This is a genomic window from Adlercreutzia shanghongiae (assembly GCF_035830635.1).
Lineage (GTDB): Bacteria > Actinomycetota > Coriobacteriia > Coriobacteriales > Eggerthellaceae > Adlercreutzia > Adlercreutzia shanghongiae.
In genome coordinates, this window is record NZ_JAYMFI010000011.1 from 78861 (window position 1) to 95937 (window position 17077).

Annotated in this window: 15 protein-coding genes; 11 read left to right on the forward strand and 4 right to left on the reverse strand. The window is 66.5% G+C overall.

All coding sequences use genetic code 11. The features are described 5' to 3' along the window. Positions 1-13: 13 nt before the first annotated feature. Complete coding sequence (locus tag VJ923_RS06595; RefSeq protein ID WP_326439796.1) at positions 14-1090, reverse strand: 3-oxoacyl-ACP synthase III family protein; 1077 nt, start codon at positions 1088-1090, stop codon at positions 14-16. A gap of 198 nt (positions 1091-1288) precedes the next feature. Here VJ923_RS06595 and VJ923_RS06600 point away from each other — a divergent pair, with 198 nt between their 5' ends. From VJ923_RS06600 to VJ923_RS06625, 6 genes are all read left to right on the forward strand, one after another. After that, the gene (locus VJ923_RS06600) at positions 1289-2254 is read left to right on the forward strand and encodes a nitronate monooxygenase (RefSeq protein ID WP_326439798.1); all 966 of its coding nucleotides are present in this window, start codon (positions 1289-1291) and stop codon (positions 2252-2254) included. Between the two features lie 83 nt (positions 2255-2337). After that, complete coding sequence (locus tag VJ923_RS06605) at positions 2338-3306, forward strand: ACP S-malonyltransferase (protein ID WP_326439800.1); 969 nt, start codon at positions 2338-2340, stop codon at positions 3304-3306. Between the two features lie 3 nt (positions 3307-3309). Continuing rightward, positions 3310-4068 carry a 3-oxoacyl-[acyl-carrier-protein] reductase gene (gene fabG, locus VJ923_RS06610; RefSeq protein ID WP_326439802.1) on the forward strand — a complete coding sequence of 253 codons (759 nt, stop codon included), beginning with the start codon at positions 3310-3312 and terminating at the stop codon, positions 4066-4068. After that, on the forward strand, positions 4065-5339 hold the full coding sequence (gene fabF, locus VJ923_RS06615; protein ID WP_326439803.1) for a beta-ketoacyl-ACP synthase II: 1275 nt from the start codon (positions 4065-4067) through the stop codon (positions 5337-5339). Before fabG ends, fabF begins: the two co-directional genes overlap by 4 nt. Before the next feature lie 2 nt (positions 5340-5341). Next, positions 5342-5797, forward strand: coding sequence for a 3-hydroxyacyl-ACP dehydratase FabZ (fabZ, locus tag VJ923_RS06620; protein ID WP_326439805.1), 456 nt, complete (start codon positions 5342-5344; stop codon positions 5795-5797). A 2-nt stretch (positions 5798-5799) separates the two neighbouring features. Then, complete coding sequence (locus VJ923_RS06625; protein WP_326439807.1) at positions 5800-8415, forward strand: acetyl-CoA carboxylase carboxyltransferase subunit alpha; 2616 nt, start codon at positions 5800-5802, stop codon at positions 8413-8415. 116 nt (positions 8416-8531) lie between these two features. On the opposite strand, the gene VJ923_RS06630 is transcribed toward VJ923_RS06625, so the two are convergent. The 3 genes from VJ923_RS06630 to VJ923_RS06640 are packed head-to-tail and all read right to left on the reverse strand — an operon-like array spanning position 8532 to position 12391. After that, positions 8532-9521, reverse strand: a complete 990-nt coding sequence (locus VJ923_RS06630) for a diaminopimelate dehydrogenase (RefSeq protein WP_326439809.1) — start codon at positions 9519-9521, stop codon at positions 8532-8534. A gap of 55 nt (positions 9522-9576) precedes the next feature. Continuing rightward, on the reverse strand, positions 9577-11676 hold the full coding sequence (locus VJ923_RS06635; protein ID WP_326439810.1) for a sensor histidine kinase: 2100 nt from the start codon (positions 11674-11676) through the stop codon (positions 9577-9579). Continuing rightward, positions 11666-12391 (reverse strand): response regulator transcription factor, encoded by a 726-nt coding sequence (locus tag VJ923_RS06640; RefSeq protein ID WP_326439812.1) that lies wholly within the window; start codon positions 12389-12391, stop codon positions 11666-11668. The genes VJ923_RS06635 and VJ923_RS06640 overlap by 11 nt, the downstream gene beginning before the upstream one ends. Positions 12392-12554: 163 nt before the next feature. On the opposite strand from VJ923_RS06640, the gene VJ923_RS06645 reads away from it, so the two are divergent. From VJ923_RS06645 to VJ923_RS06665, 5 genes are all read left to right on the forward strand, one after another. Next, complete coding sequence (locus tag VJ923_RS06645) at positions 12555-13463, forward strand: C39 family peptidase (protein WP_326439814.1); 909 nt, start codon at positions 12555-12557, stop codon at positions 13461-13463. 692 nt (positions 13464-14155) lie between these two features. Then, positions 14156-14881, forward strand: coding sequence for an ABC transporter ATP-binding protein (locus VJ923_RS06650; RefSeq protein ID WP_326439816.1), 726 nt, complete (start codon positions 14156-14158; stop codon positions 14879-14881). Beyond that, a complete protein-coding gene (locus VJ923_RS06655) occupies positions 14875-15693 on the forward strand; it encodes a hypothetical protein (protein WP_326439818.1) in 819 nt (272 codons plus the stop codon). Before VJ923_RS06650 ends, VJ923_RS06655 begins: the two co-directional genes overlap by 7 nt. A gap of 107 nt (positions 15694-15800) precedes the next feature. Continuing rightward, positions 15801-16514 carry a DUF5067 domain-containing protein gene (locus VJ923_RS06660; RefSeq protein WP_326439820.1) on the forward strand — a complete coding sequence of 238 codons (714 nt, stop codon included), beginning with the start codon at positions 15801-15803 and terminating at the stop codon, positions 16512-16514. 102 nt (positions 16515-16616) lie between these two features. Further along, positions 16617-17036 (forward strand): helix-turn-helix domain-containing protein, encoded by a 420-nt coding sequence (locus tag VJ923_RS06665; protein ID WP_326439822.1) that lies wholly within the window; start codon positions 16617-16619, stop codon positions 17034-17036. The last annotated feature ends 41 nt before the right edge of the window (positions 17037-17077 follow it).

Sequence of the window (17077 nt, forward strand, 5' to 3'; positions counted from 1 at the left end):
GAAGCGGCGTCTTCTAGATACGAATCACGCAGGAGCCGGCGGTGAGGCCGCCTCCGAAGGCGGTCATGCAGGCGATGTCGCCGGCTTTGAGCTTGCCGTCGCAGAGGGCCTCGTTCAGGGCGATGAGGGCGCTGGCGCCGCTGACGTTGCCCACATGGTCGATGATGACCTGGAAGCGCTCCATGGGCAGGTCCATCTTCTTGGCAGCGTAACGGATGATGCGCTCGTTGGCCTGGTGCGGCGTGAACAGGGTCACCTCATCGGTGGTCATGCCGGCCCGGGCGAGTGCCTCGTCGGTGCAGCGCATCATGGCGGAGGTGGCGAACTTGAACACCGCCTGGCCGGCCATGCGCATGTAGGGGTCGCAGTTCGCGTCGTCCTCGCACAGACCCGCCTTGCTCTCGAAGGGAACCTCGCGGGCGGCGAAGGCGCTGTCGCACCACAGGGAGCGGTCCGTGTCGTCGGTGTTTTCCATATAGGAAGACAGGATGCCCGCATCGCCCTCGTCGCGCCATTCCAGCACCACGGCTCCGGCGCCGTCGCCGAACAGGATGCAGGTAGCGCGGTCGGTCCAGTCCACGAGCTTGCTGAGGCGCTCGGCAGCCACCACGAGCACGCGGCGCACGTTGTTGCGCGTGGCGGGGCGACCGTCGCGCTTGGCGCATTCGCGGTCGTAGGCGGCGCCGGCCATGATGAGGTCGGCGGTGGAAAGCCCGTACACGCAGCCGGAGCAGGCGCAGGACACATCGTAGCACACGGCGTTCACCGCGCCGATGCGCTCGCGGATGCGGGCCGCCTCGGAGGGGAAGTGCGTATCGGCGGTCAGCGTCGGGCAGATAATCATATCCAGCGTGGCCGGGTCGATGGCGCCCTCCTCGCGCTGCCAGCCGCCCGCCTCGGCGCCAAGCGCGCGCAGGGCCGCCTGAGCACCTAAATCGGTGCAGGTTTCCTCGAGGGCAACGTGGCGGGTGTGGATGCCCGTGCGGGGGACGATCCACTCATCGGTGGTGTCGACGATCTGCGCCAGGTCGTCGTTGGTGACGACGTGTGCGGGCAGCGACCTGCCCGATCCGATGATTACGCTGCCCAATGCCGTTCCTTTCCCCGAGTAGCGCCTCAACCTGCGCTATGATTCGTTCTGCATCGCTGAGTTTCGCACTTAACGATGAGATGTTTGGTGAAGATTTTAGACGCACAGTCAGTTTTTGGGGCGAATTCCTTAAGATTTCTCAGATAGTTTATCTCAAGGCGCCCGCCGCCGCAGCGAGAGAGAGGACGAGCCGCACCTATGAAGACCCGCATCACAGAGCTTTTGGGCATCGAGTATCCCGTCGTGCAGGGGGCCATGGCCCGCATTGCCGACGGAGGGCTGGCCGGCGCGGTCAGCGAGGCTGGCGGCTTGGGCATCATCGCGTGCGGAGGCGCTTCGCCGGAGTGGATTCGCGCCGAGGTGGCCCGCGCTCGCTCCCTTACGAGCAAGCCCATCGGCATGAACGTCATGCTCATGGACCCGCGTGCCGCCGAGGTGGCCGAGCTTGTCTGCGAGCTGGGCGTGGAGGTGGTTACGACCGGTGCCGGCAGCCCGGCGAACTTCATGGGCATGTGGAAGGAGGCCGGCGTGAAAGTGGTGCCGGTGGTGGCCTCTTCGGCCCTTGCCGCCCGCATGGAGCGCCTCGGCGCCGATGCGGTGGTGGCCGAGGGCACGGAAGCCGGCGGGCACATCGGCGAGCTGACGACCATGGCGCTCATTCCCGCGGTCTGCGAGAAGGTGTCCATCCCCGTCATCGGCGCCGGCGGCATCGTGGACGGCCGCGGCATGTTGGCCGCCTTCGCTCTGGGCGCCGAGGGCGTGCAGTGCGGCACGCGCTTCCTCACCGTGGAGGAATGCGGCGTGCACGAAGCGTGGAAGGAGAAGGTGCTTTCCGCGAAGGATTCCGACACTATCGTTACCGGGCGCGGCACCGGGCATCCCGTGCGCGGGCTGAAGAACAAGTTCGCCCGCGAATGCCGCAAGATGGAGCTTGCCGCCCAATCGGGCGAGGAGCTCGAGGGCATGTACGCCGGCTCGCTGGCCCGCGCCGTGGCGGGCGATGTGGAAAACGGCTCGGTCATGGCCGGCCAGGTGGCCGCGCTCGTGAACGAGCGCGGATGCGCCGCCGGCGTCATCACCGAGATGGTGCGCGAGGCCGAGGCGCTTGCCGGCCAGTCCATGGACGACCTGGCCGCCCTGAACGCCCGTCGCGGCCGTCTGTAGACAAGCGAATCAGGCGGGGCGGACTTCTCTTTGCCCTTGCCTGCGAAGACTAAGCACGAGAAGAGGAAGAGAGAGAAGCTTGCATGAGCAATATCGATGAGACTCCCCTTGAGCCGCTTGGGGCGAGCGGGTTGGTGTTCATGGCCTCGGGCCAAGGCTCGCAGAAGCCCGGCATGGGTGCCGACCTGCTGGACATTCCCGAGGTGGCCCGCACCTTCGCGTGCGCCTCGGAGGTGCTCGGCCGCGATGTGGCCGCGCTGGTGCGCGACGCCTCGCCCGAGGAGCTCGCCGACACCCGCAACGCGCAGATCGCCATCGCGGCGCTGTCCATCGGCACCGGCTGGGCGCTCATGGCCCGCGGCGTGGTGCCCGATGCGCTGCTCGGCTTCTCGCTCGGCCAAATCTCGGCCATGGTGCTCGGCGACATGCTCACCGAAGAGGCGGCCTTCGCGCTCATCGCCGAGCGCAGTCGCCTTATGGGGGAAGCGGCCGACGCCAACCCCGGCGCGATGAGCGCGCTTCTGAAGATCACGCTGCCCGAGGCCGAGGCCCTGTGCGCCGAGGCCGCCGAGGGCGAGGTGCTCGTGCCCGCGAACCTGAACGGCGGCGGCCAGATCGTCATCGCCGGCACGCCCGCGGCCGTGGGCCGCGCCGAGGAGGCCTGGGCCGCGCAGAAGGGCCGCTTCTCGCGCCTGGCCACGTCGGGCGGCTTCCACAGCCCGCTCATGGCTTCGGCTCAGGAACCCTTTGCCGCCTATCTGGCCGGCGTGGCGTTCCGCGAGTCGGCGGTGCCCGTCATCGGCAACGTGCACGCCGCCCCGCTCACGGCGGCCGGCGCCCGCGACGAGCTGGTGGCGCACCTGGTGTCGCCCGTGCAGTTCGAGGCCAGCGTGGCCAAGCTGCAGGCTGCCGGCGCGCGCATGTTCGCCGAGGTGGGCTTCGGCGGCGTGCTGGCCAACCTGGTGAAGCGCATCGATCGCACGGCCCCGCGCGCGGCCGTGCAAGACCGCTCCTCCTTCGACGCCCTCGTCGAGGAATTCGGAAAGGAATAGAACGTGACTGATACCGAGAATCGCCGCTGCGCCGTGGTGACCGGCTCCACCCGCGGCATCGGCCGCGCGGTGGCCCGGGAGCTGGCGGCCGCCGGCATGAACGTGGTGGTGAACAGCTCTTCCGAGCGCAGCCTTCCCGCCGCCGAGGCCCTGGCCGCCGAGATCGCCGAGGAATTCGGCGTGGGGGCCGTGGCCGTGGCCGCCAACGTGGCCGCAGAAGACGAGGCCAACGCGCTCATCGCCGCCGCGACCGAGGCCTTCGGCAGCGTGGACGTGCTGGTGAACAACGCCGGCATCACCCGCGACGGCCTGGCCGCTCGCATGAGCGATGTGGACTTCGACGCCGTCATCGACATCAACTTGAAGGGCACCTTCCACTGCTGCCGCGCCGCCGTCAAGGTGATGATGAAGCAGCGCTGGGGCCGCATCATCAACCTGTCCAGCGTCGTGGGCGTCTACGGCAATGCGGGCCAGGTGAACTATGCCGCCTCGAAGGCCGGCGTCATCGGCATGACCAAGACGCTCGCCAAGGAACTGGCAAAGCGCAACATCACGGCCAACGCTGTGGCTCCCGGCTTCATCGCCACCGATATGACCGGCGCGCTCTCCGATGCTCAGAAAGAGGCCATCACTGGCCGCATCGGCTGCGGGCGTTTGGGCGAGCCGGCTGACATCGCGCATCTGGTGCGCTTTCTGGCCTCGGACGAGGCGTCGTACATCACCGGACAGGTAATCTGCGTGGACGGAGGTATGTCTTTATGAGCAGCACGGTAGAAACCCGCCGCCCCGACGGCACCCATCGCGTCGTCATCACCGGCGTCGGCGCCGTCACCCCGGCGGGCGTGGGCGTTGCGCCTTTGTGGGAGGCACTCATGGCCGGCCAGACCTGCATCGGTCCCATCGAGCGCTTCGACACCTCGGAATACGAGGTGCACTTGGCCGCTGAGGTGCGTGATTTCGACGGCACCGAGCACGGCCTTTCCAAGAAGGAGGCCCGCCGTTTCGAGCGCTTCGTGCAGTACGCCATCGTGGCCGCCGACGAGGCGCTGGCGCAATCGGGCCTCACCGTGACCGACGAGAACCGCGACCGCATCGCGGTGGTGTTCGGCACGGGCATCGGCGGCATCGACGAGCTGCAGAAGAGCTTCGCCACCTTGGAAGAGAAGGGCCCCAAGCGCGTGAATCCGCTGTTCATCCCCACGATGATCGGCAACATCGCCGCGGGCAACTTGGCCATTCGCTACGGCATGCGCGGCGAGTGCCTGAACGTGGTGACCGCTTGTGCTACCGGCGCCCACTGCATCGGCACGGCCCTGCGCGACATCCGTCACGGCTACATCGACGCGGCGCTCGTGGGCGGCACGGAAGAATCCGTGAGCCCCATCTGCATCGCCGGCTTCACCAACCTGGGTGCGCTCACCCGCTCCGAGGACCCCAAGGCCGCCTCGCTGCCCTTCGACGCCCGCCGCGGCGGTTTTGTGGCCGGCGAGGGCGCCGGTGCGCTCGTCATCGAGTCTTTGGAAAGCGCCCTAGCTCGCGGCGCTGAGCCCATTGCCGAGATTACCGGCTTCGGCTCCACCGGCGACGCCTACCACATGACGGCTCCCGATCCCGCGGCGGAGGCCATTACGGCTGCCATGGCCGCCGCCCTTGCCGAGGGCGGCTTCACCCCGGCCGACCTGGGACATCTGAACGCCCATGGCACCGGCACTCCGGCTAACGACGCTACGGAATCCAAGGCGCTTGCGAACCTCATGGGCGAAGCGGCCACCACGGTGCCGGTCACCTCTATCAAAGGCACTACGGGCCACATGCTCGGCGCCGCCGGTGCCGTCGAGGCCATTGTGTGCGCTCTGTCCGTCGCCCGCGATGCCGTGCCCCCCACGGCCGGTTTCGCCGAGCCCGCCGAGGACTGCCCCGTATCCGTGGTCACCGAGGCCAAGACCGGCTATCCGCAGAAGGTGGCCCTGTCCACTTCGCTGGGCTTCGGCGGCCACAACGCTGCTTTGGCCTTCTCCCCGTACAAGGACTAACTATGACTGACACCATGCCGCCCCTGCCCTGGGGGCGTGAGACCATCGAGACCATTCTGCCCCATCGCGACCCGTTCGTGTGGGTGAGCCGCATCGTGGCCATAGATCCGGGCGCCTCCATCGAAGGCGAGCTGGATGTACCTGCCGATTTGGATCTCTTCCGCGGGCACTTCCCGAACCATCCGGTGCTGCCCGGCGTCATCATCATGGAGGCGCTTGCCCAGTGCGCTTCCATCGCCGTGCTGCAAGACCCCGACCTGCGCGGCTGCATCGGCTTTCTCACAGGCATCGATAAGGCGAAGTTCCGCCGCCAGGTGGCCCCGGGCGAGACGGTGACGCTGAAGGCGACCATCGTGAAGTCGTCGCGCCGCCTTGTCGTGGCCGATGTCGAGGCCTCCGTCGATGGCGAGACCTGCGCCACGGCCACTCAGAAATACGTGCTCGCCCCCAAGGAGTAACCATGGCCAAAGCGGCTTCCAAATACATCAGTTTCGATACAGCGGGCAACTTCGTCTCCGAGCAGGCGCCCGCCTCGGCAGCACAAGAGGCGCCCGAAGAGGCTGCCTCGCTGAAGTCGGCGGTCTCTTACGCGCTGGATGCCATCGTTGAGGCGGCGGGCACCCTGCCGGACACGGCGGCGGCGCTTATGGTCTCGCGGCCCCAGGCGGCCCATCGCGACCCGGAGGAGAAAGTGGCCGACGTGGCGGAGCACACCCGCTCCACCATCGGCGACGACTTCGCCGTAGATCGCGCCTCGGGTGCCTCCAAGCCCCGGGCGCTGGTGATTGCCACGCCGAAGAACGCCCGGGCCTTCGTGGTGCCCATGGAGCAGGCGGGCCTTGATGTGGTGTTCGCCACGACGGACAACCGCTCGCTCGATGGCTTCGCACGGCGCATGCTTCCCACCTACAACCTCGGCAACACCACCGCTGATGTGGATGCCGACACGCTTTCCGGCAACATTTACACGGTGCTGTCGGCGGCCAAGGCCTGTGGCGCCGCGCTCATCTTCCTCGACAGCACCCAGGCGGCTTTGGCCGAAGATGCCTACTTTTTGCGCCATGCCGCCAAGCGCGGCCTGCGCGTGTTCGCCCCGGCCACCGAGGGAACGCTGCGCACCGGCTGGGTGGAGCTTATGCCTACGGGCTTCGAAGGTGCCTTCAGTGCCGCCGAGCCCTCCGAGGCGCCCTGGGAGAGCGCGCCGGCAGTGGTGGCCGACGATGACGAGGGGCCGACCCATTGGCGCCGCTGCCACCACTGCAAGCTCTTCTTCGACAAGGAGGAGATCTTCGAGCTGGGCGGCTACTGCCCCGCCTGCGGCACCCTGCAGCGCCTGCGCTCCGACGAGCGACTGGCCGCCACGGTGGATGCGGGCTCGTTCGAGGAATGGAACGCGCAGATGCCCGATTCAAACCCGCTCGATTTCCCAGGCTATCCGGAAAAGATCGCCGACCAGCGCGAGCGCAGCGGCCTTGAGGAGGCGGTGCGTACCGGGCGGGCCACCATCGCGGGGCTGCCCTTGGCCATCGGCATCATGGAGTCCGGCTTCTTCATGGGCTCCATGGGCCATGTGGTGGGCGAGAAGGTGGCGGCTATGATCGACCGCGCCATCGACGAGCGCTTGCCCGTCGTCGTGTTCTGTGCCTCCGGCGGCGCCCGCATGCAGGAGGGGCTCATCTCGCTCATGCAGATGGCCAAGGTGTCCTGCGCCGTGGAGCGCTTGGGCGCTGCGCGACTGCCCTTCATCACCGTGCTCACCGATCCTACTACCGGCGGCGTGACGGCGTCGTTTGCCATGCAGGGCGACATCATTTTGGCCGAGCCCGGCGCGCTCATCGGGTTTGCCGGCCAGCGCGTCATCCGCGACACCATCAAGCAGGAGCTGCCCGAGGGTTTCCAAACGGCGGAATTCGCCTTGGAGCACGGGCTCATCGACGCCATCGTCGAGCGCTCCCAGATGCGCGCGGTGCTGGCCCAGATTCTGGCCCTTCACGCTCCGGCCAACGACATGGGGCGCATCGTCACCTACCACAGCGTCATGGACGCCCTGTCCGTGGGCGCCGGCGCCTACGGGTCGGTAGATGTGGCGCCTGAGGCCCGTGCCGTGGGCGAGCGCATCCGCGATGAGGAGGCTGCGGGGCTTTTGCGCTCGTGGGCCGAGGCGGTGCCAGTGGTAGGCGAGCTCATCGCCAAGCCCGAGAGCGCCGAGGAGCGAGAGGATGCCGTCCGCCGCGAGCTGGAGCGCCATGCCCGTCGCGAGGCGCGCAAGTCCGGCGTGAGCCTTAAGGCCGCTGCCGGTAGCGCCTGGGAATCGGTGCAGATCGCCCGCAACGTGCACCGCCCCACGGCGCGTCGCTACATCGAAGGCATTGTGGAGGGCTTCATCGAGCTGCACGGCGACCGCATGTACGCCGACGACGGGGCCATTCTGGCCGGCATCGGCTGGATATCGGGCCATCCGGTGACGATCGTCGCCCAGGAAAAGGGCGTAAATCTCGCCGACCGCGTGGCGCGCAATTTCGGCTGTCCCCAGCCGGAGGGCTATCGCAAGTCGCTGCGCCTCATGCGCGAGGCGGAGAAGTTCGGGCGTCCCATTCTCTGTTTGGTGGACACCCAGGGCGCCTTCTGCGGCACCGAGGCCGAGGAGCGCGGCCAGGGCAACGCCATTGCCGACAACTTGGTGGCCATGGCGGGACTTGCGGTGCCCGTGGTGAGCGTGCTGCTCGGCGAGGGCGGCTCTGGCGGCGCCTTGGCCCTGGCTGTGGGCAATCGCGTCGCCATGCAGGAGCACGCCGTGTACTCGGTGCTCTCGCCGGAGGGCTTTGCTTCCATTCTGTGGAAGGACCGGACCCGCGCCCCCGAGGCCGCCGATGCCATGAAGATGGATGCCGCTTCGGTGCTCGACTGCGGCATCATCGATGCGGTGATCTCGGAGGGGGAGGGTCCGGCCCATGAGAACCCCGAGGACGCCGTTGCCGCCGTGCGCGACTACGTGCGCCAGGCCTACGGAGAGCTTGCCGACCTCACGCCCGAGGAGCTGGTCGCCCAACGCCAGGAGCGTTTCGCGAAGTTCTAGCAGAGGCTCACGCGACAAAACAGGGGCGATTGAAGTCGGCCCCTTAAGGGATAGAACGCAAGGGGCCCGAACTCAGTTCGGGCCCCTTCTTCGCTTCTGCCTGCTGCGCGAAGCGATTACAGCATGGTGGCGCGCAGCTCTTCGCCGGTCAGGGGCGACAGCAGCGCCGGGGCGATGTCGAAGATGGTGCGGCAGCCCGTCTCGCCGGCCTGGGCTATGCGGTAGCAGGCCCGTGCGCAGGCGGCCAGCACCGATCCGGTGAACTCGGGGTTGGAATCGAGCTTCAGCGAGTACTCGATGACGTGGGTGTTCTCGCCGTCCTTGCCGGTGGTGCCCGTGCGAATGACCGAGCCGCCATGGGGAATGCCGGCGTGGTCGCGGTCCAGCTCCTCCTGGGAAATGAAGGTGACCGTGGTGTTGTAGTCGGCAAAGTAGTTCGGCATGGTGACGATGGCCTCTTCGATGGCGGCGGTGTCGGCGCCATCCTCGGCTACGACGAAGCACTCGCGGGTGTGCTTCTGGCGGGTGGTCAGCTCCGGGTTCGCCCCGCTGCGCACCGCTTCCAGTGCCTCGGGCACCGGCACGGTGTACTGGCGGGCGTCAACCACGCCGGGGATGCGGCGGATGGCGTCGGAGTGGCCCTGGGACACGCCGCGGCCCCAGAAGGTGTAGTCGGCGCCGTTGGGCATGATGGCGTTCGCGTAGACGCGGGACACCGAGAACATGCCCGGATCCCAGCCGACCGAGATGACGGCCACATGCCCCGCCTCGCGAGCGGCGGCGTCCACGGCGGCGAAGTGCTCGGGGATGTTCGCGTGGGTGTCGAAGGAGTCCACCACGTTGTAGAGCGCCGCGGCGGCCGGCGTCTGCTCGGGCAGGTCGGTGGCGCTGCCGCCGGCGAGCACGAGCACGTCGATGTCGTCGGTGTGCTCGGCCAGCTCGCTGGCGTTCCACACGGCTACGTTCGCGCCGTAGGGCTTCACCGTTGCCGGGTCGCGGCGGGTGAACACGCCCGCCAGCTCCATGTCTTCGTTGGCCGCGACGGCGAGTTCAACGCCGCGTCCGAGGTTTCCGTAGCCGAGAATGCCGATGCGGATGGGGTTCAAAACTGCCTCCTAGACCGATGGTTTCGCGTATGCGCCGGGACGCGGGGCCCATCTGCTAGCGCGATGGCCCGCGGCGTCGCGGTTCGCCGGTATTATCGCGCACCGGCTTGCGCGCGGGAACCGACCTTGGGCGAGCGTTACAAGGATTTAACCGAGCCGGGCTTTGGCGCCGCGATGCGGGCCGCTCCTCGGCATGGCGGGCGGCGGCGCGCGCAGGGCGAGGCGCGCGGGCGGGGGCGAGTGGCTGTGCCGGGGCAGCCTGCCCGTCGCCGCGCGTGGGAATGCGCAGGGTGAACACGGTGACGCCGCCCTGGCTTGCCGCCTCGATATCGCCGTGGTGGGCCACGACGATCTCCTTCGCTATGGCCAGGCCCAGGCCCGCCCCGCCGCTTCTCGAAGTGCGGGCTCCGTCTTCGCGGTAGAACTTCTCGAAGATGGTCTCGAGGTGCGCATCGGATATCTCGCGGCCCCGGTTGGCCACGGTGATGGTGGTCCAGCGCGCATCCTGGCGGGCGGCGATGGCGATGGTGGAGTTCGGGTCGGCATAGGCCACGGCGTTGCGCAGCACGTTGCCGAGGGCTCGGGCCAGCTTGTCCGGATCGACGAAGAACTGGTCGGTGCCGGCCACGTCGATGGAGATGCGGATGTTGCGCGCCGTGGCCTCGGGGAAGAACGCCTCGGCCACCTGCTGGCAGAACAGGCGCACGCCCACCGTCTCGCGCTCGATGGGAATGGCCGAGAGGTTGTAGCGGGTGATTTCGAAGAACTCGTTGATGAGGCTTTCCAGGCGCTCGGCTTTGGTGTAGGCGATGTCGGCGTAGCGGCGCAGGGTGTCGCGGGGCAAATCGGTCGTCTCGCGCAGCAGGTCCAGGTATCCCAGCACCGAAGTGAGCGGCGTGCGAATGTCATGGGCCAAGTAGGCCACGAGCTCGTTTTTGCGCTGCTCGGCCGCCGCGGCCGCCCGCTCGTCGGCCAGCGATTGCGACCGGATGACCGCCAGCTCGTTGCGGGCGATGGACAAATCGGCCGGCAGCTCGATGGGGGCGCTCTTGTCGGCCAGAAGCGTGCCCACGGCGCCCGAGAGGTCGTCGAAATAGCGCAGAGACTTATCGAGCGACCGGAAGATGATGAGGAACCACCCTATGACAAAGACGATGGCCGCAAGCGGCAGCTTGAAGGACTTCACGAAGGTGTAGGTGGCCACGTTGCGCACCTGGTACACGCCGTTGTTCTCCTCGATCTGCCATACGGGATGCTCGTCGTTCTCGCCCACCGCTTGCGCCATCTCCGGAGGCGTGAGGGGAATCCATGCGTCGTAGGCCTGCTGCTGCGATTCGCGGTAGGCGTTTTCCAGCACGGCGTTCAGGTCGGGCTGGCTGTAGCCCATGACGGCGGCGGCGACTAGGATGCGCACCGCGGTGCTCTCGTCGGTCTCGGGCGGCACGAGCGGCGAGGGCAGGGCGAGGGAGAGCCTCAGCGCCTGGATGCTGGCCGAGGCGCGCAGGGCCGCCAGCGCCTGGGCGGCGCTGGCATCGGCGGGCACGATGTCCTCGGCAGCGAGGATGGTCTCGTAGCTAACGAGGGGCACGGACGGCTGGGCGGCGGACCCCCCGTCCTCCCCGCTTGCGGTCTCGTCCTCGCCGGCTCCTTGCACCGAGGTGGCGATATCTCCCTCGGCGTCGTAGACGCCCTCGGTGGCCGCCGCGGCGTTGGTTTCGTCGATGACTCCGAACTTCTCCGCCTCTTTCCGGGCGAAGTCGGCGGCGGCCTGCCCGTTAACCGACGGGTCGCTCATCATCGTGGCGTACTCGGCGATGGCGTCCTGCATCTCGTTCACGTCGTCCTGCACCTTCGATAGGGTGCCCGCCTCGGTGGAATAGCCCGCGTCGGAGAGCTCTATCACCCACATGTCGAAGAGCTCATCGTTTTGAAGGAAGCCCTCATCGGCCATGATCTGCTGGAACTGACCGTAGGAGTTCAGGGTGCGCCAGGTGGACGTGGAGTCGGCCACCCAGTTGGCCACGGGCGGCACCACGAAGATTTCTACGGCCGCGCACAGCAGGGCGAAGGCGCCCGTGAACAGGACGAGGTTGCGAATAAGGCCGCCGAGCACGCGGCGACGCAGCGCGCGGGCCTGCTCGCTTTTAAGCGCCATGGGCACCATCCGCGCCCGGGCCGCCGCGCAGCTTGTAGCCCACGCCCCAGGCCGTTTCGATGAAGGACGTGGAGGCGTCGATGTCCGCAAGCTTCTTGCGGAGGCGGCGAATGTGCACCATCACCGTATTGGCCGCTGCGTCGTCGAAGCGCTCGCGCCAGGCCCCCTCGAACAGGTCGGCCGCCGAGACAGGGGAGCCGGCGGACTGGGCGAGGATTGCCAGGATGGCGAACTCCTTGGGCGTGAGGTGCAGCGTTTCCCCGTGAAGCGTGGCCAGGTGCGTGCGCAAATCCACCTCGATGGCCCCAGCGCGCAGAAGCGTGGACGAGCTATCGGGGGCGGCGTTTTGACGACGGCGCAGGCGTGCCTTCACCCGGGCCACCAGCTCTCGGGGGCGGAAGGGCTTGGTGACGTAGTCCTCGGCGCCGAGGGTGAAGCCTACCACCTGGTCGGCCTCCTCGTCTTTCGCCGAGAGGAAGATGACGGGAATGTCGCACATCTGCCGGGCGCGCACGCACAGTTCGAAGCCGTCGATGCCGGGCATCATGATGTCCACGATGGCCAAGTCGAACGGCGTACGGGCCAGCATGTCGAGCGCCGCCTGGCCGCTGTAGCAGGCCAGAGCGTCCATGCCCTCGGCTACGAGCAGATTCACGACCAAATCGGCGATGGCCTGCTCGTCATCGACCACGAGTATGTGAGCGCGTTTCTCCATGGGTCGTATTGTACGCGATTCGTCCGCCACTGTGGCTTTGGGAGTGCTCTCGTGTGACGGGGTTCAGGAAAAGTTAAGGTCGTCTTCAGAAAACGTCAGCTTTCGCTATGGGACGCGTAAGCCGCCTCCTTTGTAAGGTGGAGAAAAGCGAAGGAGGACCAGCATGGACGCCATAATCTCTCACGAAGACCGCCCCCTCCGCGAGGGCGCTTGCGATGCCAATCCCTACTCGAGGACGGCCTGGTCGCGGCCAGGGGACGAGTGGCGGGGCGAGCGGGACCGACCGCATTTCCAGGGTCGCCGGGCGGCGGGTTCGAATCGCCGGGGCGCTTCGCCCCACCCCTCGGGCGCCTCGTCTTTCCCCGGCCGCCTTCGCGAGGGCCTGCGTATCGTGCCGCTCGTCGCGGCGGTGGGTTTTGCCGTGTTTGTGCTCATGGGGGTGTTCCAGATGGCCGCGATGTATGCCGATGGGCTTGGGCTGGGGGACAATGCGGGCGCGGCAGTGACGGGCTCCGCGGCTCCTGCGGTTGTGTCGGGCGACGGCGCCGAGGCGGCAAGCACGCCTAAAAGCCAGTGGCGCGCGGGCGAGATGCCGTTTCTGTATCAGGTAGACCCGCAGTATGGTGCCGCCCCCTATGCCGGAGCGGATGTGGAAGAATCCGGGTGCGGCCCGACAAGCCTCTCTATGGTCTACATCGCGCTCACCGGCAAAACCGATTACGACCCAGCCTCCATGGCCGCCTTCAGCGAGGCGGGCGGCTTTGTGGAGGACGGCCTGACCGCCTGGCGCCTGATGACCGAGGGCGCGGCTCAGCTGGGGCTTGCTTCCCACGAGGTGCCGGCCGACGCGAACTGCCTTACGGCTGAGCTTGAGGCGGGTCGTCCGGTCATCTGCACCGTGCGTCCCGGCGATTTCACCGACACGGGACATTTTCTTGTGGTGGCCGGTGTGGCCGACAGCGGCGAGCTGGTCATTCACGACCCTAACAGTCCCGCCAACAGCGCCCGCACCTGGGATGTGCAGCGCGTGCTCTCCCAGTGCGCCAATCTTTGGGCCTTCGAAAAAGCCTGAGAGAGCCGTACGTCCCGCACGCCGACTTGCGGGCTTTGAAAATGCCCGGGAGCGCTGCGCGGCCGTGTAGGGCGCAGTGCTTCGAAGGCGCTCAAGAGCGGTCGCGCGGTCGTGCGGTCGCGCGCGTGCGGTCGCGCGGTCGCGCGGTCGTGCGCGTGCGTGCGGAGCCCGAGTATGTTTGCGTCGCTTTCTCGATGGTCGTGCGGTCGTGCCGCGCTTCGAAACCCCGAGAACGCTCCGTGGTCGTGCGCGTGCGGCGCTTCGAAAAAGTTTTTCTAGGAAATTTGCTAATTTTCGCGGTTTGTTAGACATTGGGGCGGCTTTCGGAAGCGAAAAGAAGGGGTTTTGCGGGCAAAGAGGTCGTTTTGAAGGCCTCTCGGGTAATTGAATGTCTAACAAACGCCTCTTTTGTGCAAATTCGGGCCGAAACTTTCGATTGGAACGCAAATGCGGGCCGAAACTTTCGGTTGGAACGCAAATGCGGGCCGAAACTTTCGGTCAGGGCGCAAATTCGCGCTGAAGCTTTCGCCCGGGACGTTCTTTTCGCGGAGTCCCGACTTCGCTTGGGTGCGAGTGACGGGTACAAATGAGGACTGAAGCTTTTCCGGCGGCGCTCTTTCCGTGGGGTTTCGGCCTGGCTCGGGCGCGCGTGATAGCATGGGCTCAGTATTTCCGAGAAATGAGGAGGCCCCGTGGAAGCTTTCGAGCCTCAGGTTCCGCCCCCGCCCTTGCTGGAGTGCCGTGACCTCACCAAGCATTTCGGCGCCACCGTGGCGCTCGACCGCTTTGCCGCGGCCATTCCCGCCGGGCGCGTGGTGGGTCTGCTCGGCCCCAACGGCTCGGGAAAGACCACGCTGCTGAAGATGATTGCTGGCGTGGCGCACCCCACCTCCGGTAGCCTGCGCGTGTGCGGCTTTGAGGTGGGCCCCGAGTCGAAGGCGCTCGTCTCCTACCTGCCCGAGCGACCCTACTTCTCCCGCTCCATGCGCGTGCGCGAGATGATTGCCTACTTCGCCGACTTCTACGCCGATTTCGACGCTGCCTTGGCCCACGACATGCTGGCCCGCCTGGGCGTGCCCGAGGATGCTCCCTGCTCGGCCCTCTCCAAGGGCACCGTCGAGAAGGTGCAGCTCACTCTCGTCATGGCCCGCCGAGCACCGCTCTACCTGCTGGACGAGCCCATCGGCGGCGTGGACCCAGCGGCCCGCGAATTCATCCTGCAGACGGTCATCCGCGCCTATCGCCCCCAGTCCTCCATCATTCTCTCCACCCATCTCGTGCGCGACGTGGAGGCGTTTTTGGACGACTTCATCTTGCTGCGCTACGGCCAAATGCTTCTGCACGCGCCGGTGGCCTACGTGACCCAGGAGAAGGGCACGACGCTCGATGCATTTTTCCGAGAGGAGTTCCGATGCTAGGAAAGCTGTTCGCCCACGAGATGCGGGCTTTGGCGAAGCCCGCCGGCATCATGCTCGGCATCATGCTTCTTGCCGGCATTATCGGCATCGTTGGGTTCACTATGGCCGATGTAATGTCCGATGGGTTCACCTATTCCTCGTCGCCGCTGGCGTCGAACGGCTATATCATGCTGTTCATGGTGACGGCCTTTTGCGGCTTCGTTGTTTGGGCTGGCGCCGTGGCGCTGTTCGTGTTCATCGTGATGCGCTTTTATCGCACTATGTTCACCGACGAGGGCTACCTTACGCTTACGTTGCCGGTGTCGACCGGCGCTCTGGTGGCGGCGAAGTTTCTAGCGGCCTATCTGCTCATGACTGTAGCGGCATTGCTGGCTATTGCGCTGCATTCGGGCATGCTCGGCGTGCTTGATTCCGGTGGGAGCATGGCGGCCACCACGATGATCTTGTCGCTTTTAAGCGGCACCTTCGGCATCATGAGCAGCTCCGAGGTCGCCTCGGTGGCTCTGGGGACGCTGAGCATGCTCGTGGGCATCGGCTACAACGTGGCTTTGGCCTTCGGCTCGCTTACGCTGGGCGCCTGGTGGGCCCGCCGCCACAAGGTGGCTGCGGCCGTGGGCGTCTACGTGGGCATAAGCTGGCTGCTCTCGCTCGTGTTCTCCATCGTCAGCGTCATCGTCGCCTTGGGCGGCATGGGCGCGGTGGGCGCTCTGGGTGCCGTCACCGTCCTTCAGACGCTGCTGTACGCGGCCATCGCCGTCGGCTTCATCCTGCTTACCGGCTACCTTGTCCGCACCAAGGTCGATTTGAGCTAAGACTCAGAGCCGTCCTTAGCTGGCAGCTAATGAAACGGTTAACGAGAACAGATACCCTTCTTCGAGTCTGTTAGGAGCGTTTCGCTCAAAGAAGAAGGGAACTGAACATGGAAAACAAGCCTCGCTCGGCTATGGCGGTGGCCTCGCTCGTTTTGGGCATCGTGGCTCTGGTGACGTCGATCCTGCCGATTATCAACAACCTCTCGTTTATCATGGCCATCCTCGGCGTGGTGTTCGGCATCGTGGGCATGGTGGGCATTTCGAAGGGCAAGAAGGCCGGCAAGGGCCTGGCCATCGCCGGCCTGGTGCTTTCCGTTGTTGCGTTCGTTCTCGTGCTCGTCATGCAGAGCGCCTTCAGCGCCGCGTTTGACAAGGCCATGGAGGAGGGCGGCATGACGCCGGCGTCGGCGGAGACGGCGGCGGGCGACGCGTCCGCTTCCGGGCCTCAGGCGGCCGAGCAGAGCGAGTCGACCGAGGCCGCTTACGGCGTGAGCATCGACGGCTGCCGCGTGACCGAGGACTACGAGGGCAATCCGGCCGTGGTGGTCTCCTACACGTTCTCGAATAATTCCGAAGAAACGACCAGTCCGGCGGTGGCGCTCATCGAGAAGGTGTTCCAGGGTGGTGTTCAGCTTGACCCCGCCATGGTGACCGACATGGAAGAGGGCGGCAAGTCGATGAACGACGTTAAGCCGGGGTCCTCGATCAGCTACGAGGCTGCCTATGAGCTTGCTGATATGAGCGACATTGCCGTGGAGGTTTCGGAGCTCATCAGCTTCAACGACACGATTCTCGCCGAGCAGACCTTCTCGCTCAGCTAGTTCGCGCCATGGCGGTTTTGTCGGGCCGCGCGCCGTTTGCCGGTGCGCGGCCCCTTGCTAGAATAGAAGCCCCGTGAGATGAGGCGAAGGAGGAAAAAGCGCGTGGAAGAACCGCTCACAGAAGACATGCTCGCCGAGCTGCTCGATGCGCCGGACCCGCGCGCCTTCATCGGAAAACGCGAGGTGGGGGAGCGCAGCCTCTCGGAGTACCTGAACGCCCTTCTTGCGGAGAAGGGGCTCAAGCGGGCGAGTGTGGTGCGCGAAGCCGGCCTCAACGAGACCTTCGGCTATCAGATTTTCACCGGTGCCCGTCGTGCCTCGCGGGACAATTTGCTGAAGATCGCCTTCGCTATGGGCTGCACGCTTCGCGAGGCGAATCGGCTGCTTCAGGCCGGGGGCGCCAACGAGCTGTACTGCAAGAATCGCCGCGACGCCATCATCATCTTTGCAATTTCCCATGGCTATCCCCTTCAGAAGACCGAGGAGGAGCTTTACCGTTTCGGCGAGGCGACCATCAGCTAGGTGTCGCGCAGGCGTCCTCCGTGCGAGATGGCGCGCTCTGG

Coding starts and splice junctions, on each gene's coding strand:
- VJ923_RS06600 (WP_326439798.1), top strand. CDS start 1,289: ATGAAGACCCGCATCACAGAGCTTTTGGGCATCGAGTATCCCGTCGTG.
- fabF (WP_326439803.1), top strand. CDS start 4,065: ATGAGCAGCACGGTAGAAACCCGCCGCCCCGACGGCACCCATCGCGTC.
- VJ923_RS06645 (WP_326439814.1), top strand. CDS start 12,555: ATGGACGCCATAATCTCTCACGAAGACCGCCCCCTCCGCGAGGGCGCT.
- VJ923_RS06605 (WP_326439800.1), top strand. CDS start 2,338: ATGAGCAATATCGATGAGACTCCCCTTGAGCCGCTTGGGGCGAGCGGG.
- VJ923_RS06655 (WP_326439818.1), top strand. CDS start 14,875: ATGCTAGGAAAGCTGTTCGCCCACGAGATGCGGGCTTTGGCGAAGCCC.
- VJ923_RS06635 (WP_326439810.1), bottom strand. CDS start 11,676: ATGGCGCTTAAAAGCGAGCAGGCCCGCGCGCTGCGTCGCCGCGTGCTC.
- VJ923_RS06625 (WP_326439807.1), top strand. CDS start 5,800: ATGGCCAAAGCGGCTTCCAAATACATCAGTTTCGATACAGCGGGCAAC.
- VJ923_RS06640 (WP_326439812.1), bottom strand. CDS start 12,391: ATGGAGAAACGCGCTCACATACTCGTGGTCGATGACGAGCAGGCCATC.
- fabZ (WP_326439805.1), top strand. CDS start 5,342: ATGACTGACACCATGCCGCCCCTGCCCTGGGGGCGTGAGACCATCGAG.
- VJ923_RS06660 (WP_326439820.1), top strand. CDS start 15,801: ATGGAAAACAAGCCTCGCTCGGCTATGGCGGTGGCCTCGCTCGTTTTG.